At 55.1% G+C, this 21,839-nt stretch carries 16 protein-coding genes, 7 tRNA genes and 1 pseudogene; 5 read left to right on the top strand and 19 right to left on the bottom strand.

Translation table 11 applies throughout. The features are described 5' to 3' along the window. Positions 1–340: 340 nt before the first annotated feature. The 5 genes from lnt to miaB form a co-directional block, all read right to left on the bottom strand. Positions 341–1,879: an apolipoprotein N-acyltransferase gene (gene lnt, locus ACI2JR_RS09075; RefSeq protein WP_132728922.1), complete on the bottom strand. Its 1,539-nt coding sequence runs from the start codon at positions 1,877–1,879 to the stop codon at positions 341–343. Positions 1,880–1,901: 22 nt separating this feature from the next. After that, a complete protein-coding gene (corC, locus tag ACI2JR_RS09070; RefSeq protein WP_132728924.1) occupies positions 1,902–2,780 on the bottom strand; it encodes a CNNM family magnesium/cobalt transport protein CorC in 879 nt (292 codons plus the stop codon). Positions 2,781–2,881: 101 nt separating this feature from the next. Beyond that, the gene (gene ybeY, locus ACI2JR_RS09065; RefSeq protein ID WP_132728926.1) at positions 2,882–3,349 is read right to left on the bottom strand and encodes an rRNA maturation RNase YbeY; all 468 of its coding nucleotides are present in this window, start codon (positions 3,347–3,349) and stop codon (positions 2,882–2,884) included. Beyond that, positions 3,346–4,392 carry a PhoH family protein gene (locus ACI2JR_RS09060; RefSeq protein ID WP_462478374.1) on the bottom strand — a complete coding sequence of 349 codons (1,047 nt, stop codon included), beginning with the start codon at positions 4,390–4,392 and terminating at the stop codon, positions 3,346–3,348. The genes ybeY and ACI2JR_RS09060 overlap by 4 nt, the downstream gene beginning before the upstream one ends. A gap of 153 nt (positions 4,393–4,545) precedes the next feature. Next, entirely contained in the window at positions 4,546–5,970 is a 1,425-nt protein-coding gene (miaB, locus tag ACI2JR_RS09055) for a tRNA (N6-isopentenyl adenosine(37)-C2)-methylthiotransferase MiaB (protein WP_132728930.1), read from the bottom strand. Positions 5,971–6,178: 208 nt separating this feature from the next. On the opposite strand from miaB, the gene ubiF reads away from it, so the two are divergent. Beyond that, complete coding sequence (gene ubiF, locus ACI2JR_RS09050; protein ID WP_462478373.1) at positions 6,179–7,354, top strand: 3-demethoxyubiquinol 3-hydroxylase; 1,176 nt, start codon at positions 6,179–6,181, stop codon at positions 7,352–7,354. A 101-nt stretch (positions 7,355–7,455) separates the two neighbouring features. Here ubiF and ACI2JR_RS09045 read toward each other — a convergent pair. From ACI2JR_RS09045 to nagB, 12 genes are all read right to left on the bottom strand, one after another. Further along, positions 7,456–7,530: transfer RNA gene (locus tag ACI2JR_RS09045), tRNA-Gln, on the bottom strand. 36 nt (positions 7,531–7,566) lie between these two features. Next, positions 7,567–7,641 (bottom strand) — tRNA-Gln (locus ACI2JR_RS09040). 46 nt (positions 7,642–7,687) lie between these two features. After that, a tRNA-Met gene (locus ACI2JR_RS09035) sits at positions 7,688–7,764 on the bottom strand. A 20-nt stretch (positions 7,765–7,784) separates the two neighbouring features. Continuing rightward, positions 7,785–7,859, bottom strand: a tRNA-Gln gene (locus tag ACI2JR_RS09030). Positions 7,860–7,895: 36 nt separating this feature from the next. Next, positions 7,896–7,970: transfer RNA gene (locus tag ACI2JR_RS09025), tRNA-Gln, on the bottom strand. Between the two features lie 110 nt (positions 7,971–8,080). After that, positions 8,081–8,165 (bottom strand) — tRNA-Leu (locus ACI2JR_RS09020). Positions 8,166–8,174: 9 nt separating this feature from the next. Beyond that, a tRNA-Met gene (locus ACI2JR_RS09015) sits at positions 8,175–8,251 on the bottom strand. 226 nt (positions 8,252–8,477) lie between these two features. After that, complete coding sequence (asnB, locus tag ACI2JR_RS09010) at positions 8,478–10,142, bottom strand: asparagine synthase B (protein ID WP_132728934.1); 1,665 nt, start codon at positions 10,140–10,142, stop codon at positions 8,478–8,480. Positions 10,143–10,421: 279 nt separating this feature from the next. Next, positions 10,422–11,174, bottom strand: a complete 753-nt coding sequence (locus ACI2JR_RS09005) for an HAD-IIA family hydrolase (RefSeq protein WP_132728936.1) — start codon at positions 11,172–11,174, stop codon at positions 10,422–10,424. Between the two features lie 45 nt (positions 11,175–11,219). Then, positions 11,220–12,440 carry a DNA-binding transcriptional regulator NagC gene (locus ACI2JR_RS09000; protein WP_132728938.1) on the bottom strand — a complete coding sequence of 407 codons (1,221 nt, stop codon included), beginning with the start codon at positions 12,438–12,440 and terminating at the stop codon, positions 11,220–11,222. A gap of 7 nt (positions 12,441–12,447) precedes the next feature. Continuing rightward, entirely contained in the window at positions 12,448–13,596 is a 1,149-nt protein-coding gene (gene nagA, locus ACI2JR_RS08995; protein ID WP_462478372.1) for an N-acetylglucosamine-6-phosphate deacetylase, read from the bottom strand. Between the two features lie 117 nt (positions 13,597–13,713). Then, on the bottom strand, positions 13,714–14,514 hold the full coding sequence (gene nagB / locus ACI2JR_RS08990) for a glucosamine-6-phosphate deaminase (protein WP_132728942.1): 801 nt from the start codon (positions 14,512–14,514) through the stop codon (positions 13,714–13,716). A gap of 313 nt (positions 14,515–14,827) precedes the next feature. Between nagB and nagE the strand changes: the two genes are divergently transcribed. Continuing rightward, a complete protein-coding gene (nagE, locus tag ACI2JR_RS08985) occupies positions 14,828–16,849 on the top strand; it encodes an N-acetylglucosamine-specific PTS transporter subunit IIBC (RefSeq protein ID WP_462478371.1) in 2,022 nt (673 codons plus the stop codon). Between the two features lie 178 nt (positions 16,850–17,027). Next, on the top strand, positions 17,028–18,695 hold the full coding sequence (gene glnS / locus ACI2JR_RS08980) for a glutamine--tRNA ligase (protein WP_462478370.1): 1,668 nt from the start codon (positions 17,028–17,030) through the stop codon (positions 18,693–18,695). 200 nt (positions 18,696–18,895) lie between these two features. Here the strand turns inward: glnS and ACI2JR_RS08975 are convergent. Beyond that, positions 18,896–19,090 (bottom strand): annotated as a pseudogene (locus tag ACI2JR_RS08975) (methionine synthase); the annotation flags it as partial. A gap of 60 nt (positions 19,091–19,150) precedes the next feature. On the opposite strand from ACI2JR_RS08975, the gene chiP reads away from it, so the two are divergent. Beyond that, on the top strand, positions 19,151–20,554 hold the full coding sequence (chiP, locus tag ACI2JR_RS08970) for a chitoporin (RefSeq protein ID WP_462478369.1): 1,404 nt from the start codon (positions 19,151–19,153) through the stop codon (positions 20,552–20,554). A 47-nt stretch (positions 20,555–20,601) separates the two neighbouring features. Continuing rightward, on the top strand, positions 20,602–20,934 hold the full coding sequence (gene chiQ / locus ACI2JR_RS08965) for a ChiQ/YbfN family lipoprotein (protein ID WP_462478368.1): 333 nt from the start codon (positions 20,602–20,604) through the stop codon (positions 20,932–20,934). 75 nt (positions 20,935–21,009) lie between these two features. Here the strand turns inward: chiQ and ACI2JR_RS08960 are convergent, their stop codons facing one another. Continuing rightward, a complete protein-coding gene (locus ACI2JR_RS08960; protein WP_462478367.1) occupies positions 21,010–21,819 on the bottom strand; it encodes an SDR family oxidoreductase in 810 nt (269 codons plus the stop codon). Positions 21,820–21,839 lie beyond the last annotated feature (20 nt).

Raw genomic sequence — 21,839 nt, 5'->3', positions numbered from 1 at the left:
TGTGAATGTGTGTGTGCGTTATTATGGCTGCCATATATACGTGCAGCATTTGTATGTGTTTGTTAGCATTTAGTTTGGCTTAATGTAAAGATTTTGCTGTTATATTGTTTATTTTTGCGAACTACTCCGCACCATTTAAAGGCAAAAATCGTTCATTGCACCAAAGTGGAGCGTCACCCGTTCCGTGTCGGTGCAACCGGGTTATACCCGGACGGGATGGCATCGCTACCTGAGTATATTAAGCAATGGTCGTGCCAGTTTGGGGTGAACGGGGGGAGGTGACCCCGGCGACAGGCGTCCGCCGGGGCAGAGCGGAGGTCAATCCGCAGAAAGAAAAGGCTTAGCGGCGGCGCTGACGCAGGCTCATCACCAGTGCGCCAAAAGCAAACAGCGCGGTCAACGCCCACAGCGGCCAGTTACCGGTACGCGCGTACGGCGTCAGGCCGGTGGTCGGGGTGACTTTGGTGGTCAGCACCGCGCGGGTGAACTGCGGGATCATGTCCTGAATTTCGCCGCGTGGGCCGATGACGGCGGTAATACCGTTATTGGTGCTGCGCAGCAGCGGCCGGGCCAGTTCCAGCGCTCGCATCCGCGCCATCTGGAAGTGCTGCCACGGACCGATCGACTTACCAAACCAGGCATCGTTTGAGATGGTCAGCAGGTAGTCGGTATCCGGACGGAAGTTATCCCGCACCTGCTCGCCGAGAATAATTTCGTAGCAGATCGCCGCCGTCAGCTTCATATTATGCGCCATCAGCTGCGGCTGCACGTACGGACCGCGGCTGAAGGAGGACATCGGTAAGTCGAAGAACGGCGCCAGCGGGCGCAGAATGGACTCCAGCGGCACGAATTCACCGAACGGCACCAGATGATTCTTGTTGTAGCGATCTTTGGAGTCGTAGCTATAAGGATTGTCTTTACCGAGGGTGATGATGGTGTTGTAGGTGTCGTAACGGTTCTTCTGGTTAAGGCGGGCGTCGACGATGCCGGTAATCAGCGAACTGTTTTTCGCCCGCAGCAGATCGTCCATCATGCTCAGGAAATGCTGTTGGTTGATTTCCAGATCCGGGATCGCCGATTCCGGCCAGACGATCAGCTGGGATGTTCCCATATGCGGCTGAGTCAGCTCCAGATAGGTCTTCAGCGTATTGACCAGCTGATTTTCATCCCATTTCAGCGCCTGGGGAATATCTCCCTGTACCAGCGATACCTGGGTCGCACGTTGCGGCTGCAGCTGATACCACTGGATGTCGCGCAGCGGGAAGGGCAGGGTGAACAGCACCGCGGCGGCGATCAGCGGTTTCCAGCGACGTTGCACGAGGGCCAGCACCAGCAGGCCGCTGACCATCATCAACAGGAAGTTAATGGCTTCAACCCCCATTACCGGCGCGAGCCCTTTCAGCGGGCCGTCAATCTGGCTGTAGCCAAACTGCAGCCACGGGAAGCCGGTCAGGATCCAACCGCGCAGGAACTCGGTTATCTGCCAGACGACCGGGGCGGCGATAGCGACGCGAACCCAGCTGGTTTGCGGCCATAAACGCGAAAGCAGGCCGGCGAACAGCCCGGTATACAGCGACATATACGCCGCCAGCAGCACCACGAGGAACACGTTGACCGGGCCCGGCATGCCGCCAAACTGCGCGATACTGACGTAGACCCAGTTGACGCCGGAACCGAATAGCCCCATCCCCCAGAAAAAGCCAATCCAGGCGCCTGACAACGGACGACGATTAAGGGTTAATCCCTGCAGGCCGATTAACGAAATAATCGCCGCCGGCCAGATATCATAAGGAGAAAAAGCCAGCGTTCCGCTGGCTCCGAATAATAGCGCCAGCAGCAGGCGTACGCGCTGGCGTTCGATAAGTGAGGCAAATACCATTTAGGCTAATCGTCCCGTGTAATTAATCTTCCAGCTTCGGCTGCGGTGCGTCGTCAGGAAGTTTGACATGAACCTGGATGATACGTCGGCTATCCGCCATGGCGACCTTGAATTGGTAACCATCGATGTCGATCGACTCCCCGCGCGCCGGCAGATGGCCAAAGGCCTGCATCACCAGCCCGCCAATGGTATCCACTTCTTCATCGCTGAAGTGGGTGCCAAAGGCTTCGTTGAAGTCTTCAATGGAGGCCAGGGCGCGTACCGTCCAGGTATGGCGGCTCAGCTGACGAAAATCGATATCTTCTTCTTCATCGTATTCGTCTTCGATCTCGCCGACGATAAGTTCGAGGATGTCTTCAATGGTCACCAGACCAGAGACGCCGCCGAACTCATCAATCACGATAGCCATATGATAACGCTGGGAGCGGAACTCTTTCAGCATGCGGTCCACCCGCTTGCTTTCAGGCACGACAACCGCCGGGCGTAACACTTTTTCCATGCTGAAAGCGTCGGAGTCGCTGCGCATAAACGGCAGCAAATCTTTGGCCATCAGAATCCCTTCAATGTGATCTTTATCTTCGCTGATGACCGGGAAACGCGAGTGGGCGGATTCGATGATCACATCGAGGCACTCGTCCAGCGTCTGGTTGCGTTTCAGGGTAATCATCTGCGAGCGGGGGATCATAATATCGCGGACGCGCTGGTCAGCGATATCCATGACCCCTTCGAGCATATCGCGGGTATCTTCGTCGATAAGGTCGTTTTGCCCGGAATCACGGATCAGCGCCAGCAGTTCATCGCGGTTTTTCGGTTCTCCGTGAAAAAGCTGGCTGAGTAACAGGGAGAAGAATCCCTTTTTGCTGTTTACTGTGTCACTACTGTGTGAATTGTCGTCGCTCATGGCGTCGTGTGGGTTCTCATGTCAGTTAATTTGTCGCTCGTCGCGCGTATGTTCAGCGCCGGACGGCATGGGCGCGCGCCGCCGGTTAAACCGGCGGCAGGCTATTCCTTCTCGGCAATGTACGGATCCTCATAGCCCAGAGCAAGCATTATCTCTGTTTCGATGCCTTCCATCTCTTCCGCTTCTTCATCAATGATATGGTCGTAGCCCAGCAGGTGCAGACTGCCGTGAATCACCATATGCGCCCAGTGCGCTTCCAGCGGTTTACCCTGCTCTGCGGCCTCCTGCTCAACGACCTGACGGCAGATAATCAGATCGCCAAGCAGCGGCAGCTCGATCCCCGGCGGCGCTTCGAAGGGGAATGACAGCACGTTGGTCGGCTTATCCTTGCCGCGATAGGTCAGATTCAGCTCGTGGCTTTCGGCTTCGTCGACCAGGCGGACGGTCACTTCCGACTCCTCCTGGAACTGGGGAATGACGGCATCGACCCAGCGTTGAAACTGAGCTTCATCCGGCAAACCGCCGTTATCTTCGCAAGCCAGCTGTAAATCGAGAATAACCTGACTCATTTCTGCTCCTGTTCCTGGGCTTCGCGTTTGCGCTCGGCGGCCAGGTCTGCTTTACGTTTTTGGTCAGCCTCTTCCCATGCTTCATACGCATTAACGATACGGGCCACCACCGGGTGACGCACCACGTCTTCGCTATGGAAGAAATTGAAGCTGATTTCATCGACCTCTGCCAGCACCTCAATGGCATGGCGCAGGCCGGATTTGGTGCTGCGCGGCAGGTCAATCTGGGTAACGTCGCCGGTGATCACCGCCTTCGAATTAAAGCCGATACGGGTCAGGAACATTTTCATCTGTTCGATGGTGGTGTTCTGGCTCTCATCAAGAATAATAAAGGCATCGTTCAGCGTACGGCCGCGCATATAGGCCAGCGGCGCGACTTCGATAACGTTGCGCTCAATCAGTTTTTCGACCTTCTCGAAGCCGAGCATTTCGAACAGCGCATCGTACAGCGGGCGCAGGTACGGATCGACTTTCTGACTCAGATCGCCGGGCAGGAAGCCCAGTTTTTCCCCGGCTTCAACGGCGGGGCGGGTCAGCAGAATACGACGTACGTCCTGGCGTTCGAGCGCGTCTACCGCCGCGGCAACCGCCAGATAGGTTTTCCCGGTCCCGGCCGGGCCGACGCCGAAGGTAATATCATGGTCGAGGATATTGGCGATGTACTGCGCCTGGTTTGGCGTACGGGGCTTGATGACGCCGCGTCGGGTCTTGATATTGACGGCTTTGCCGTACTCCGGCACGCTCTCGGCGCTCTGTTCCAGCACGCGAGCTTCTTTGATAGCCAGATGGATCTGTTCCGGCTCAATGTCCTGAATCTGTCCGCGCATTGGCGCGGTATCGACGTACAGGCTGCGCAGAATATCTGCCGCCGCGTTCACGCATATCATGCGCCCGGTCAGTTTAAAGTGATTGTCACGGCGATTGATTTCGATGCCCAATCGGCGCTCCAGCTGTTTGATGTTGTCGTCAAACGGGCCACACAGCCCCAGCAGGCGTGCGTTATCCGCTGGCTCCAGGGTAATTTCACGGGTTTCTATGTTCAAGCTGTTCCTCTTTACGCGTTTTGCCGGACAGCAAACGTCTCCGGCCAGTAAGGAAATTATTCACGTCATCGGAATATGGCGCAAGCATTGCTATGAATATTGGGCCAGGGAGGGGAAATACAAGGCCTGCCGGGGTCGGCAGGCCAGAGTGGATCACGGCTGATAAGTCCCTACGCCGAGGTCGTTTTCTTTGCGGGTGCGCGCGATGACCGATTCCGGAGATTCCGCGATACGCAGCCCCATCTCCTCTTCGGTGCGCACAATTTTACCGCGCAGCGAGTTGGTGTAGACGTCAACGATTTCGACATCGACAAACTTACCGACCATATCCGGGGTGCCTTCGAAGTTGACTACCCGGTTGTTCTCGGTGCGCCCGGAAAGCTCCATGATGTTTTTGCGCGAGGTGCCCTCGACCAGAATGCGCTGGGTGGTGCCGAGCATGCGGCGGCTCCAGGCCATAGCCTGCTGGTTGATGCGCTCCTGCAAAATATACAGGCGTTGCTTCTTGTCCTTTTCCGGGACGTCATCGACCATATCCGCCGCCGGGGTGCCGGGACGCGCGGAGAAGATAAAGCTGTAGCTCATGTCGAGATTGACATCGGCAATCAGCTTCATGGTCTTTTCGAAATCTTCGTTGGTTTCACCAGGGAAGCCGACGATAAAATCGGAGCTAATCTGGATATTCGGGCGCGCTTCATACAGCTTGCGGATAATCGCTTTGTATTCCAGCGCCGTGTGGGTACGCCCCATCAGGTTCAGCACCCGGTCGGAACCGCTCTGCACCGGTAAGTGCAGGAAGCTCACCAGCTCCGGGGTGTCGCGATAGACATCAATGATGTCGTCGGTGAACTCAATCGGGTGGCTGGTGGTAAAGCGAATACGGTCAATACCGTCGATCGCCGCCACCAGACGCAGCAGGTCGGCGAAACTGCCGGTCGTTCCGTCGTAGTTCTCGCCGCGCCAGGCATTCACGTTCTGCCCCAGCAGGTTGACTTCACGTACGCCCTGGGCCGCCAGCTGAGCAATTTCAAACAGAATATCGTCGCAGGGACGGCTGACTTCTTCGCCACGGGTATAGGGCACCACGCAGTAAGTGCAGTATTTGTTGCAGCCTTCCATAATCGAGACGAAAGCCGTCGGGCCTTCGGCGCGCGGTTCCGGCAGACGGTCGAATTTTTCGATTTCCGGGAAGCTGACATCCACCACCGGGCTGCGGTTGCCGCGCACTGAATTGATCATTTCCGGCAGACGATGCAGCGTCTGCGGCCCGAAAATAATATCGACATAGTGGGCGCGTTGACGGATATGGTGCCCTTCCTGAGAGGCGACACAACCGCCGACGCCGATAATCAGATCGGGGTTCTTCTCTTTCAGTAGCTTCCAACGGCCTAACTGATGGAAAACTTTTTCCTGTGCCTTCTCACGGATTGAGCAGGTATTGAGCAGCAGCACATCCGCTTCCTCAGCCACTTCGGTCAGTTGATATCCGTGCGTGGCATCCAGCAGATCGGCCATCTTTGATGAATCGTATTCGTTCATCTGACAGCCCCAGGTTTTAATATGGAGTTTTTTTGTCATCGACTTGCTCATGCTTAAGTATATATACCCAAAGTCATTTTCTTCACCGGGAATGAATCTGCAATGTGAAGGTCGACGGGTATAAAGCCAGGATTGCAGGGCGCGTATTGTAATGCTTTGGTTGCGCCCTGACCAGTGCGAGCGTTATCCCCGCAAGGCGGAGAAAAATCCGGTAAACTTAACGGATTCGGGTTTAAGGATAACGGCCATGACAATTCATGCAACAGATGTCGCCATTGTAGGTGGCGGAATGGTTGGCGGAGCCCTGGCGCTGGGGCTGGCGCAACACGGTTTTACGGTGACGGTTATTGAACCATCGGCACCGCCGGCATTTGATGCGTCGGCGCCGCCGGACGTGCGGATTTCGGCAATCAGCGCCTCTTCGGTGGCGCTGCTGCAGAGCCTCGGCGTCTGGGAGGCGGTACGGGCGATGCGCGCGCATCCCTACCGTCGGCTGGAGACCTGGGAGTGGGAGGATGCGCATGTGACCTTTGACGCCGCTGAGCTGAAGCTGCCGGAACTGGGTTACATGGTAGAAAACCATGTCCTGCAGCTGGCGCTATGGCAGGCGCTGGCGGCGCATGAGGCCGTCACGCTGCAGGTTGGCGCCTCGTTACAAACGATGTGTCGGGAGCCGACGCACTCCACGCTGCGCCTGAGCGACGGCGGTGAGTGCTGCGCCCGGCTGGTTATCGGCGCCGATGGCGCAAACTCGCAGGTGCGCCAGCTGGCCGGCATTGGCGTTCATGCCTGGCAGTATCAGCAATCCTGCATGTTGATCGGCGTGCAGTGCGCGGGCTCTCCCGGCGAGAGTACCTGGCAGCAGTTCACGCCCTCAGGACCGCGCGCGTTTCTGCCGCTGTTCGACAACTGGGCTTCGCTGGTGTGGTACGACACGCCGGCCCGTATTCGTCAGCTGCAGGGGATGAGCATGCCGCAGCTGGAGCGCGAGATCGCCCATCATTTCCCCTCCCGTCTGGGTAAGGTTACGCCGCTCAGCGCCGGCGCGTTTCCGCTGACCCGTCGCCATGCGTTGCAGTATGTGCAACCGGGGCTGGCGCTGGTGGGCGATGCCGCGCATACCATTCATCCGCTGGCGGGGCAGGGGGTTAACCTTGGCTATCGTGACGTTGATGCGCTGTTGGATATTCTGGCTGAGGCGAAAAGTCATGGCGAAACCTGGGCCAGCCTGGCGGTGCTCAAACGCTATCAGGCGCGCCGCAGAGCGGACAATTTTATAATGCAGTCGGGAATGGATCTGTTTTATGCCGGGTTCAGTAACGATCTGGCGCCGGTGCGCGTGCTGCGCAATATCGGCTTAATGGCGGCGGCTCATGCCGGCGTTTTAAAGCGTCAGGCCCTGAAGTACGCGTTAGGATTGTAATCCGCGCTTCCCGGCTGGCTTAGCCGGGAGCGCAACCGGGACGATACGCTCGCCCGTAGAAAACAAAAAAGCTCGCCGAAGCGAGCTTTTTTGCTATTAAATGGCTGGGGTACGAGGATTCGAACCTCGGAATGCTGGTATCAGAAACCAGAGCCTTACCGCTTGGCGATACCCCAACGGGTGCGTCCACAGTGTGAACGACTTTTTTAAATTGGCTGGGGTACGAGGATTCGAACCTCGGAATGCCGGAATCAGAATCCGGTGCCTTACCGCTTGGCGATACCCCAACAATTCTTTCTGGATTTATCGAAATGAATCAATAAGCCCTTTATATGGTGGCTACGACGGGATTCGAACCTGTGACCCCATCATTATGAGTGATGTGCTCTAACCAGCTGAGCTACGTAGCCAATTTTATCATATTCTTCGATGGCTGGGGTACCTGGATTCGAACCAGGGAATGCCGGTATCAAAAACCGGTGCCTTACCGCTTGGCGATACCCCAATAACCGTCGCGGTGAACCGCAAACATCGAAGAAAATGGCTGGGGTACCTGGATTCGAACCAGGGAATGCCGGTATCAAAAACCGGTGCCTTACCGCTTGGCGATACCCCAACAAAAAAATCTTTTACTTTCAGAAGAGGTTATCTACAAACTTATTACGGCAGCCTTGATGACCATCTTACAGCCTGGATATACCCCATCCGCGCAACGCTTTGGGTGAATGGTGCGGGAGGCGAGACTTGAACTCGCACACCTTGCGGCGCCAGAACCTAAATCTGGTGCGTCTACCAATTTCGCCACTCCCGCAAAAAAAGATGGTGGCTACGACGGGATTTGAACCTGTGACCCCATCATTATGAGTGATGTGCTCTAACCAGCTGAGCTACGTAGCCATCTTTTTTTCGCGTTACCTTATCGGCGTTGCGGGGCGCATTATGCGTATTGGGCCTGCGAGCGTCAACCCCTTTTTCAAGGAAAATCGCTGGAATGTGACTGTTTGGTTAGGTTGCGAACAGCGTGATGCAATAATCGGCAATTATTGGTTATTTATCGCTTTTCAGCGGCAAATAAAGCAATAAAAAAACGGGCCCCGCAGGGCCCGTTGATGGTGCAAAACATTTATTTATAAGCGGACTGGTGTACGCCAACGGCGCGTCCTGACGGATCGTTCATGGTTTTGAACGTTTCATCCCATTCAATCGCTTTGGCGGAAGAACAGGCAACGGACGGGCCGCCTGGCACACACTCCGCCGCGCTCGGAAGCGGGAACAGTTCTTCAAAGATTTCGCGGTACAGATACGCTTCTTTAGAAGACGGCGTGTTGTACGGGAAACGGAAGCTGGCGGTTTCCAACTGCTGGTCGGAGACCTGTTTTGCCGCCACCTCTTTGAGGGTATCAATCCAGCTGTAGCCCACCCCATCAGAGAACTGCTCTTTCTGGCGCCATGCGACGCTGGCCGGCAGGTAGGATTCAAAACATTCGCGCAGAATATGTTTTTCCATTTTGCCGTTGCCGCACATCTTGTCCTGCGGGTTAATGCGCATCGCGACGTCGAGGAACTGCTTATCGAGGAACGGTACGCGCGCTTCCACGCCCCAGGCCGACATCGCTTTGTTGGCGCGGGCGCAGTCAAACATGTGCAGCGCCTGTAGTTTACGCACGGTCTCTTCATGCAGCTCTTTGGCGTTCGGCGCTTTGTGGAAATAGAGATAACCGCCGAACACTTCATCAGACCCTTCGCCTGACAGCACCATCTTGATGCCCATCGCTTTGATTTTACGTGACATCAAATACATCGGCGTGGAGGCGCGGATGGTGGTCACGTCGTAAGTTTCAATGTGATAGATAACGTCACGGATGGCATCGAGGCCTTCCTGCACGGTGAAGTGGATCTCGTGGTGCACGGTACCCAGATGGTTTGCCACTTCCTGCGCCGCCTTCAGATCCGGCGAGCCCTGCAGACCGACGGCGAACGAGTGCAGCTGCGGCCACCAGGCTTCGCTGCGCTCCTGATCTTCAACGCGGCGAGCGGCGAATTTTTTGGTGATGGCAGAGATAATCGACGAGTCAAGGCCGCCGGAAAGCAGCACGCCGTAAGGCACGTCGGACATCAGGTGGCTTTTGACCGACTCTTCCAGCGCCTGGCGCAGCTCGTTTTTATCCGTGACGTTGTCTTTAACCGCGTCATAGTCAAACCAGTCGCGCTGATAGTACTGACGGATTTCACCGTCTTTGCTCCACAGGTAGCTGCCGGCCGGGAACTCTTTAATGGTGCGGCACACCGGAACCAGGGCCTTCATTTCCGAGGCGACGTAGAAGTTGCCGTGCTCGTCATGGCCCATATACAGAGGAATAATCCCGATATGGTCGCGGCCGATCAGATACGCGTCCTGCTCGCTGTCGTACAGGGCGAAGGCAAACATCCCCTGCAAATCGTCAAGAAATTCCACGCCCTTTTCCTGGTACAGAGCGAGGATGACTTCACAGTCGGAACCGGTCTGGAAGGTATAGCGATCGCCGTATTCGGCGCGCAGCGCCTGGTGGTTGTAGATTTCACCGTTGACCGCCAGCGCATGGGTTTTTTGTTCGTTGTACAGCGGCTGGGCACCGGCGTTAACGTCGACGATAGACAGACGTTCATGAACCAGAATCGCTTTATCGCTGGCATAGACGCCGGACCAGTCTGGCCCGCGATGGCGCATCAGGCGGGAAAGCTCCAGAGCCTTTTTACGCAGTTCGACCGCGTCAGTTTTAATATCCAGTACGCCGAAAATTGAACACATAACCTTCTCCATTACCCTATCGTGTTGTGATGTTGCGTAGACCTCGTCTTATTACGAAGTCTCAGTGCATGGGTAAGAAAATGCCGTAAAGGAGAGTGAGGCGCAAGGGATTTACGGCCTGTGTAAGAAAAAACGCAATGACGATTGTTGAATATTAAAAAAAGAGCATGTTTTGAGCGTCTTTATTGATGAATATTCAGTATCAGGCCGTTTTTATTAAATGAAGTTGTTTTCAGTAAGGGGGTAAATGAAAAACCACGTCCTGAGACGTGGTTTTATTCAGAAAACATCAATTTCCGCCACGGACGGGTAGATCCACGATGGCCGGAACGGCAGGCTGTCGATATCATCAAGCGTTGAGACGCCGGAGAGAACCAGAATAGTTTCCAGGCCAGCCTGGAAGCCGGCCAGAATATCAGTACGCAGATTATCGCCGACGATAACCGTCTGCTCAGAGTGCGCCTGCATTTTATTCAGCGCCGACCGGATAATCCATGGGCTGGGTTTGCCAACGTAAAACGGTTTGCGCCCGGAGATCTTCTCGATTCCGGCGCACAGTGCGCCGCAGGCCGGGTAGTAACCGCGGCCATGGGTATCCGGGTTGGTGGCAATAAAACGCGCGCCGTTGGCGACGAAGAAGGCCGCTTTATGCATCATATCCCAGTTAAATGAGCGGGTTTCGCCGACGATAACAAAGTCAGGATTGACGTCGGTAATAGTGAAGCCGGCTTTATAAAGCTCGTGAATCAGCGCACCTTCGCCGACCACGTAGGCCTTTTTGCCTTCCTGGCGGCGCAGGAAGTCAGCGGTGGCCATGGCAGAGGTATAAAAGGCGCTATCCGGTACCTCGATACCGGCGGTCGCGAAGCGGTTTGCCAGGTCCTGCCCGGTCTGGGAAGGGTAGTTGGTCAACATCACCAGCGGCATATCTTTTGCAAGAATACGTTTGATAAATTCAGCAGCGCCCGGCACGGCCACATTGTCGTGCATCAGCACGCCGTCAATATCACAGATTACGTTTTGAATGGTCATGGACTGTCCGACATCGTTGAAGAAAGGCGAAACTATATAGCCACCTTAGCTTTCCAGCAAACGCTGGAGCAGAATACCGTTGAGCATGGCGCGTTTCACCAGCGCAAAGGCGCCAATTGCCGAACGGTGATCCAGCGTGGAGCGTACCACCGGCAGATTTTTGCGAAACGCCTTCAACGCCTGGGCGTTAATACAGCCTTCAATCGCCGGTAACAGCACTTTCTCCGCTTCGACGATCTCACCGGCGATCACCACTTTCTGTGGGTTAAACAGGTTAATGGCAATCGCGATGGTTTTGCCCAGATGGCGGCCAACGTATTCGATGACTTCACAGGCCAGCGCGTCGCCTTTATTGGCGGCTTTGCAGATGGTTTTAATCGTGCAATCATCGCTGGTCAACTTACTCGGGTAGCCCTGCTCAAGCAGATGACGCACGCGTTGTTCGATGGCGGCGTTCGCCGCGACGGTCTCCAGACAGCCAAAGTTGCCGCAGTGACAGCGTTCGCCGAGCGGGTCGACCTGAATATGGCCAATCTCACCGACGTTGCCGTTACGGCCGATAAAAATGCGCCCGTTGGAGATAATTCCCGCGCCGGTACCGCGGTGGACGCGCACCAGAATAGAATCTTCGCAGTCCTGGCTTGCACCGAAATAGTGCTCCGCGAGCGCAAGGCTACGGATATCGTGGCCGACAAAACAGGTGACTTTAAAGCGTTTTTCCAGCGCCCCGACCAGCCCCCAGTTTTCCACCTGAATGTGCGGCATGTAGCGAATTACGCCGCTTTCCGGGTCGACAAGCCCGGGAAGAATGACCGAGATGGCGATAAGCTCGCGGATTTTACGCTGGCAGCGCTCAATAAAGGCCGCAATGATATTCAGCAGCGCATGTTCCAGGGTTTCCTGGGTGCGTTCCGGCAGCGGGAAGTGTTCTTCTTCCAGCGTCTTGCTGCTTAAATCATACAGGGTCAGGGTGGCGTCGTAGCGCCCCAGGCGCACGCCGATGGCGTGGAAGTTGCGGGTTTCCGCAATAATAGAGATAGCGCGGCGGCCCCCGGTGGAGGCCTGCTGATCGACTTCTTTGATCAGCCCGCGTTCTATCAGTTGACGCGTGATTTTCGTCACGCTGGCAGGGGCAAGCTGGCTTTGTTCCGCGATCTGAATGCGCGAGATGGGGCCGTGCTGGTCAATTAGCCGGTACACGGCCGCGCTGTTCAGCTGTTTTACGAGATCAACGTTACCAATTTGAGCATGTCCGCCTGCTGTCATACTTTACTTACTCAGTGACGACCTCGTTACCATTAACGATGGTCTTGATGATTTTATAATCGCGGGTAAAGGCGGTCAGGTTAGCGACCATGCCCGGCGCAATGCTGCCGAGCTGCTTTTCCACGCCAATCGCGCGCGCGGGGTAGAGGGTTGCCATACGCAACACTTCGTCCAGCGCGATACCGCAATGTTCGACGAGATTACGGACGCCTTCAATCATGGTCAGAGCAGACCCGCTGAGGGTACCGTTTTCATCTACACACAGTCCATTGCGGTAGTATATTGTTTTACCAGCAAAAATGAACTGGTCAATATCCGCCCCCGCCGGCGCGGTGGCATCGGTCACGAGGCACAGCTTGTCGCCTTTCAGGCGTTTCGCGTTACGCACGTTAGCATAATCGACGTGCAGACCGTCGACGATAATACCGCAGTAAACGTCCGGCTCGTCGAAAATAGCGCCCGCGAGGCCCGGCTCACGACCGGTGATGTACGGCATCGCGTTATACAGATGGGTGGCGAAAGTGATGCCCGCACGGAAGCCGATTTTGGCCTCTTTCAGCGTGGCGTTAGAGTGGCCCGCGGAAACCACGAGCCCGGCGTCCGCCAGTTGGCGAATCACCTCGGTGCCGACGCGCTCAGGGGCAAGGGTGACTTTGGTGATCACATCGGCGTTTTCACACAGAAAATCGACCAACGCCGGATCCGGTTTACGTACGTAGTCCGGGTTGTGCGTGCCTTTTTTCACCACGTTCAGCCATGGACCTTCGAGGTGCAGACCCAGCGCCTGGTTAGGATATTTTTGCAGGTACTCGCGCATCACGCGCACGCCCTGTTTCATCAGCTCGTCGCTGGAGGTGATAAGCGTCGGCAGATAGCTGGTACAGCCGGAGCGCTCGTTGGCCTTCTGCATAATTTCCAGCGTTTCGACGGTGACCGCATCCGGGCTGTCGTTAAACTGCACGCCGCCACAGCCGTTCAGCTGGACGTCGATAAAACCGGGGGCCAGAATGGCGCCGTTAACCGAGCGTTGCTCAATTTCAGACGGTAAATCAGCCAGTGAACAGATACGTTCGATAAGGCCATCAGCGACGATAATCGCATGGTCATCCAGAATTTCATGGCCGGTATAAATCCGACCTTCGGTTAATGCATACATTACGACCCCCGGTTTACACACACTCGTCTATAAGCTATTGACCGTGCTGGCGCTCAATGGCGCGTGTGTATCAGAAAAATGAAATGTCCCGCGGATGGGCCGCAGGACGAGACTACCTTACAGCCCTTTGACGCTTTCAGCTTCTAATTCATTGAAGTATTTCAGCGTCTTCACTTTCAGTTCCATGGTAGACGGCTCGTCGCACACCACCACCGCTTTCGGGTGCAGCTGCAGACAGGTGATGGTCCACATATGGTTGACGTTGCCTTCCACCGCCGCCTGCAGCGCCAGCGCTTTCTGATGACCCAGCACCAGAATCATCACTTCTTCGGCATCCAGCAGGGTACCCACGCCGACGGTCAGCGCATATTTCGGCACCAGATCGACGTCGCCGTCGAAGAAGCGGGAGTTTGCCACGCGGGTGTCATGAGTCAGGGTTTTAATCCGGGTACGAGAGGCCAGAGAAGAGGCCGGTTCGTTGAAGGCGATATGACCGTCGTTGCCGACGCCGCCCATAAACAGGTTAATCTTACCGTAAGAGCGGATTTTTTCTTCATAACGACGACATTCTGCATCGATGTCTGGCGCATTGCCGTTCAGCAGGTTAATGTTTTCCGCAGGAATATCAACATGATCAAAGAAATTACGGTGCATGAAGCTATGATAGCTTTCCGGGTGCTCTTTCGGCAGGCCAACGTACTCGTCCATGTTGAACGTCACAACATGCTTAAAACTGACCTGGCCCGATTTGTGCATCTCAACCAACGCTTTGTAAGCGGTCAGAGGCGTACCGCCGGTAGGCAGACCCAGAACAAACGGGCGATCGGCAGTCGGTTTGAAGGCGTTGATGCGGTTTACGATGTGGCGAGCAGCCCATTTACCGACTTGTTCAGCTGTTATCAGGGGGATCAGTCTCATTCTTCACCTCTATAGTTAAATTAGAACCTGGCGGATTGGCGCCAGCATACTATTAAGAGTATCGCAGTCACTACGCCAACCGGGGTCAATCCGTGTTGATTTTTTGAATGATAAAATAAGTTTTCGATGTTAGCCAGTCGAAGGGAGGGGTTAATACGATATTTGGTGATTATAGTCACAAAAAATACGCATTTAATTTGCGATACGAATTAATTTTCCACACACTTTGCAAGTAAGTTAAAAAACCAACCTGGTTACACAATAAAAAAGTGGCTTTGAATGAGCCTTATCGGGGTCTCATAGGGGGAATAAAGTGAGTATTCTAGGTTATCTACAAAAGGTTGGCCGCGCGCTTATGGTGCCGGTCGCCACGCTGCCGGCGGCAGCGATATTAATGGGCGTCGGTTACTGGATTGACCCGGTAGGCTGGGGTGGAGACAACGCGCTGGCGGCGTTCTTCATTAAATCCGGTTCCGCGATCATCGACAACATGTCCGTACTATTTGCCATTGGTGTGGCTTATGGTATGTCCAAAGATAAAGACGGCGCGGCGGCGCTAACCGGTTTTGTGGGCTTCCTCGTGTTGACCACGCTCTGCTCTCCGGCTGCGGTTTCCATGATCCAGAAGATTCCGGCGGATCAGGTTCCAGCGGCATTCGGGAAGATCAGCAACCAGTTCGTGGGGATCCTCGTGGGGATCATTTCTGCGGAGCTGTATAACCGCTTCAGCAGCGTTGAACTGCCGAAAGCACTCTCCTTCTTCAGCGGCCGCCGGCTGGTGCCGATCCTCACCTCTTTTGTGATGATCGTTGTCGCGTTCATCATGATGTACATCTGGCCGGTGATCTTCGACGGTCTGGTGAACTTCGGTGAACATATCCAGAAGCTGGGTTCCGTCGGTGCGGGCGTGTATGCGTTCTTCAACCGTCTGCTCATTCCGGTCGGTCTGCACCATGCGCTGAACTCCGTGTTCTGGTTTGACGTTGCCGGTATTAACGATATCCCTAACTTCCTCGGCGGCGCTCAGTCCATCGAAGCAGGTAAAGCGGTTGTCGGGATCACCGGTCGCTATCAGGCTGGCTTCTTCCCGATCATGATGTTTGGTTTACCTGGCGCGGCGCTGGCCATCTATCACTGCGCGCGTCCTGAGAACAAGGCGAAAGTGCTGGGTATCATGATGGCGGGCGCGTTTGCTGCCTTCTTTACCGGTATCACCGAACCGCTGGAATTCTCCTTCATGTTCGTTGCTCCGGTGCTGTATGTGATTCACGCGGTGCTGACCGGTATCTCCGTGTTCATCGCTGCCAGCATGCACTGGATTGCCGGTTTCGGCTTCAGCGCCGGTCTGGTGGATATGGTGCTGTCGTCCCGTAACCCGCTGGCGATCCACTGGTGGATGCTGATCCCGCAGGGCCTGGTATTCTTCGTTATCTACTACGTGGTCTTCCGCTTCACCATCACCAAATTCAACCTGATGACCCCGGGTCGCGAGCTGGCCGTTGCCGGTAGCGAAGCGGATGGTCAGGACGTGAATGTCAGCGGTGATAAAGAGCAGGATGTCTCGGGGCTGGCGCGTCAGTACATCGCAGCCGTCGGCGGGTCTGACAACCTGACCGGTATCGATGCGTGTATCACCCGTTTGCGTCTGAACGTTAAGGACTCCTCTCTGGTCAACGAAGCGCTGGCGAAACGTCTGGGCGCGTCTGGCGTCATTCGCCTGAATAAAACCAGCGTACAGATTATTGTCGGCTTCGTGGCGGAAAAAATCGCTAACGCGATGAAAACGACGGGACCCGTGGCGGCGGCAGAAGCCAACGCTGCACCGGCCGCGGCCGCTGCGACGGCTAAGCCGCAGGCGGTCGCAAATGTCAAAACCATCGCCGCGCTGGTGTCACCGATTACCGGCGACATCGTTGCGCTGGAGCAGGTGCCGGATGAAGCATTCGCCAGCAAAGCGGTAGGCGACGGCGTGGCGGTGAAACCGACCGACAAAACCGTTGTGGCTCCGGCCGCCGGGACCGTGGTGAAGATTTTCAATACCAACCACGCGTTCTGTCTGGAAACGGAAAACGGGGCGGAAATCGTGGTCCATATGGGTATCGATACCGTTGCGCTGAACGGCCAGGGCTTCAAACGCCTGGTCGAAGAGGGGGCAACCGTCACCGCAGGCCAGCCGATTCTGGAAATGGATCTGGCGTTCCTCAACGCCAACGCCCGTTCGATGATTAGCCCGGTCGTCTGCAGCAACAGCGATGATTACAGTGCGCTGGTGATTCAGGCAAGCGGTCAGGTTGTCGCTGGCCAGACGCCGCTGTATGAGATTAAAGGCAAGTAAGGCTCCTGAGTAGCGTTTATGCCTGAGCGGCGGGGGGAAACCTCCGCCGCTTTTTTTTACCGCAAATGACCCCATAATCTTCTTCAGATAGGTATTTTCCGTAACTAATAGTTGTCTCAACGTCCTGCTTGTAAGATCATGTGCCGTTATATGTTGTTTACGCTTTGAGGAACCCACGATGAGTGAGGCAGAAGCCCGCCCGACTAACTTTATTCGCCAGATTATCGATGAAGATCTGGCTACTGGTAAGCACACCACCGTTCATACTCGTTTCCCGCCGGAGCCGAACGGTTATCTGCACATTGGCCACGCGAAGTCTATTTGCCTGAACTTTGGTATTGCTCAGGACTATCAGGGCCAATGCAACCTGCGTTTCGATGACACCAACCCGGTGAAAGAAGATATCGAATACGTTGAGTCGATTAAAAACGACGTGCAGTGGTTAGGTTTCCACTGGTCCGGGGAAGTTTGCTACTCGTCTGATTATTTCGATCAACTGCACCAGTATGCCATTGAACTGATTAACAAAGGTCTGGCATACGTAGACGAACTGTCCGCGGATGAAATTCGCGAGTACCGCGGTTCGCTGAAAGCGCCGGGCAAAAACAGCCCGTACCGCGATCGCAGCGTAGAAGAGAACCTGGCGCTGTTTGAAAAAATGCGTGCCGGGGGTTTTGAAGAGGGTAAAGCCTGCCTGCGCGCGAAAATCGATATGGCTTCGCCGTTTATCGTGATGCGTGATCCGGTGCTGTATCGCATTAAATTTGCCGATCACCATCAGACCGGCAGCAAGTGGTGCATCTACCCGATGTACGACTTCACGCACTGCATCAGCGATGCGCTGGAAGGCATTACCCACTCCCTGTGTACCCTCGAGTTCCAGGACAACCGCCGTCTGTATGATTGGGTGCTGGATAACATCAGCATTCCGGTTCACCCGCGTCAGTACGAATTCTCGCGTCTGAATCTCGAATACACCGTGATGTCCAAGCGTAAGCTGAATCAGCTGGTGACGGAGAAGCACGTGGAAGGCTGGGATGACCCGCGTATGCCGACCATTTCCGGTCTGCGTCGTCGCGGCTATACCGCCGGGTCCATCCGTGAGTTCTGCAAACGCATTGGCGTGACCAAACAGGATAATACCATCGAGATGGCGTCGCTGGAGTCCTGCATTCGTGAAGATCTCAACGAAAACGCGCCGCGCGCGATGGCGGTCATCGATCCGGTCAAACTGGTCATCGAAAATTATCCGCAGGGCGAGAGTGAAATGGTGACGATGCCAAATCATCCGAACAAGCCGGAGATGGGCAGCCGTGAAGTCCCGTTCAGCGCGGAGATCTGGATCGACCGTGCCGACTTCCGTGAAGAAGCGAATAAGCAGTACAAGCGTCTGGTGCTGGGTAAAGAAGTCCGTCTGCGCAATGCCTACGTGATCAAAGCCGAGCGCGTGGAGAAGGATGCGGAAGGCAAGATTACCACCATCTTCTGTACCTATGACGCCGAAACGTTGAGTAAAGATCCAGCTGATGGCCGCAAGGTGAAGGGCGTTATCCATTGGGTGAGCGCCGCTCACGCGTTGCCGGTGGAAATCCGTCTCTACGATCGTCTGTTCAGCGTGCCTAACCCGGGCGCCGAGGACGATTTCCTGGCGGTGATGAACCCTGAGTCGCTGGTGATTAAGCACGGTTTCGCTGAACCGAGCCTGGCGCAGGCGCCAGCCAGCATGGCCTACCAGTTCGAGCGTGAAGGTTACTTCTGCCTCGACAGCCGCTATGCAACCGCAACCAATCTGGTGTTTAACCGCACCGTCGGTCTGCGTGATACCTGGGCGAAAGTCGGCGAGTAAATTTCCTGTCGTCCTATCGCTGTACTATCAGTGTAAAAAACGCCGCACCCAGCGGCGTTTTTTTTAGTTCAGAATCAGGAAATTAAGTCGGGTTATTTTCGCGATGCGAATTAATCCCGTTTGCAGCTTGTCATTTCTGCACGAATTTATTATCTACGCTGGCACGCTAAAACAGCTGTAAGCGCTTTCATTTCCTCTTTTTTCCTTGATTTAGCAAGCCCTTCCACGCAAAACGCATGACATCTAAGAATGTAACAAAAAGAAATAGAATATGTGCGCTTTGTCATAATCTTAAGCTTTGATCGGCGAAAGAGATTGATAATTCGCGTCACGAAAAATAGTCTATCAATAGTGGTTATGTGGCTTTTTACCGCACCACTTTTTAGCTGTCTTATTTATTTTTTCGCGGTTTGCCTTTGGCTCCGCGTTTTTAAAACGTCAAAGAGGATATGCACATGCGTACGTTTAGTGGCAAACGTAGTACGCTGGCGTTGGCTATTGCCGCCGTCACCGCGATGTCGGGCTGGATCGTTGTTCCGCAGGCCAGCGCAGCAGGTTTTATCGATGATTCCACATTAACCGGCGGTATCTATTACTGGCAGCGTGAGCGTGACCGGAAAGATGTGACCGACGGCGACAAGTACAAAACCAACCTTTCCCATTCGACCTGGAACGCCAATCTGGATTTCCAGTCCGGCTATGCCGCTGATATGTTTGGTATTGATGTGGCTGCCTTTACCGCAATTGAAATGGCGGAAAGTAGTGAAAGCGGTCACCCGAACGAAATTGCCTTCTCTTCTATCAATAAAGGCTACGACGAAGATTACTCCGGCGATAAGAGCGGGATCAGCCTGTATAAGGCGGCGGCCAAATTTAAATTCGGCCCTGCGTGGGCGCGTGCCGGCTATATTCAGCCGACCGGGCAAACTTTGCTGGCTCCGCACTGGAGCTTTATGCCGGGGACCTATCAGGGGGCGGAAGCCGGGGCCAATTTTGATTACGGTGACGCCGGTGCGCTGAGTTTCTCCTATATGTGGACGAACGAATATAAAGCGCCGTGGCACATTGAGATGGATGATTTCTATCAAAATGACAAGAAAACCAAAGTCGATTATCTGCACTCTTTAGGCGCCAAATACGATTTTAAAAATGACCTTGTGCTGGAAGCGGCATTTGGCCAGGCGCAGGGCTATATCGATCAGTACTTTGCCAAAGCCAGCTATAAATTTGATATTGCCGGAACGCCGTTAAATACCAGCTACCAGTTCTACGGCACCCGCGACAAAGTCAGCAACGGCGGCGCGAACGATATTTACGACGGCACCGCCTGGCTGCAGGCGCTGACCTTTGGCTACAAGGTTGCCGATGTCCTCGATCTGCGTCTGGAAGGCACCTGGGTCAAAGCGGACGGCCAGCAGGGTTACTTCCTGCAGCGTATGACCCCAACCTATGCCTCCTCCAACGGTCGTCTTGATATCTGGTGGGATAACCGCTCCGACTTTAACGCCAACGGTGAAAAGGCGGTGTTCTTCGGCGCGATGTATGACATGAAAAACTGGAATATGCCGGGCTGGGCGTTCGGCGCGTCATACGTTTACGCGTGGGATGCTAAACCGGGCAAAATGTCCACGCCGGACGCTTACTACAACCCGGACAAACGCCTGGAAGAGTCCGCCTATAGCCTCGATGCCATGTACACCGTCCAGGACGGCCGCGCGAAAGGGACGTTGTTCAAACTGCACTTCACCCAATACGACAACCACTCCGATATCCCAAGCTGGAGCGGCGGTTACGGCAACATCTTCCAGGACGAGCGTGACGTTAAGTTCATGGTTATTGCCCCGTTCACTATTTTCTGATGCCGTTGCGGCAGGTATAAATCTGCCGCAAGCCTGAGAGGTCGAATATGAAGAAGCTATTGCTCATCGCCGTGATGGCATCGGGTCTGGTGGCCTGTACGCAGTCCCCCGCACCGCAAGAAGATACGAAGTTAAAAGATGCCTACAGCGCCTGTATCAATACGGCGGAAGGGAACCCGGACAAAGTTGAGGCCTGCCAGAGCGTGCTGGACGTGCTGAGACAAGAAAAGCAGCATCAGCAGTTTGCAAACCAGGAAAGCGTGCGGGTACTGGATTACCAGCAATGTATTCAGGCGACCCGCACCGGCAATGATCAGGCGGTGAAAGCGCGTTGCGATCGCATCTGGAAAGAGATCCGCAGCAACAATACCAGGCCCTGATCGCGGGCGCCAGACCCTGTCGGTAAAAACGCCTGATGTTGACCATCGGGCGTTTTTCATGGCACGCAATCCGGTTTACAGCGGCGCGGCCGGAGCAGGGGACTGATCGTAACCGCCCCAGATGGACTGATCGAATTCAATCACCGATCCGGTCATTAACCCGGACTCATCGCTGGCGAGGAAGGCGACCGCGCGCGCGACCTCTTCCGGCTGAATCAAACGACCAAAGGGCTGTGCGGCGGCGGCTTTTTCCAGCCAGTCATCCTGTGCTCCGTGGTAGGTCTTCATGATACGGTCCTCACCTTCCGAGGCCATCCAGCCAATATTCAATCCGTTCACGCGGATCCGGTTGCGCAATAGCGCGTAGGCGGTGTTGCGGGTTAAGGTCGCCAGCGCGCCTTTTGAAGAGCAGTAGGCGGCAATAAACGGTTGACCTGCCAGGGACGACATAGAGCAGATATTGACGATGCTACCGGCAATGTTTTCCCGGCGCATGACTTTGATGGCCTCCTGCATCAGAAAGAACGGGCCACGTACGTTGGTGGCGAAAATGCTGTCAAAACGCTCTGGCGTGGTATCGAGAATCGATCCCCGGTCGGTCATCCCGCCGGCATTGACCAGCACATCCACCCGCTTGAATAGCTCGTCTGCTTTGGCGATCACCGCCCGACAATCTTCTACCGAAGAGAGATCGGCACGTACGAACGTCACCTGGGTTGTCGTACGACTCATAATCTCGTCGGCGACGGCACGCCCTTTATCCTGGTTTCGGCCACAGATAATGATGCCGCTGGCGCCATTCTCGGCCAGCTGACGAGCGATAGCGGCACCCACACCCTGGGTACCACCGGTGACAACGGCGACTTTGCCTGCGAAATTGTTCATGATCGTTCACCTTTTCTGCA

The sequence above is a fragment of the Klebsiella sp. NPDC088457 genome (assembly GCF_044900465.1).
Taxonomy (GTDB): Bacteria; Pseudomonadota; Gammaproteobacteria; order Enterobacterales; family Enterobacteriaceae; genus Klebsiella.
This window is presented reverse-complemented; position numbering and strand designations above follow the sequence as displayed.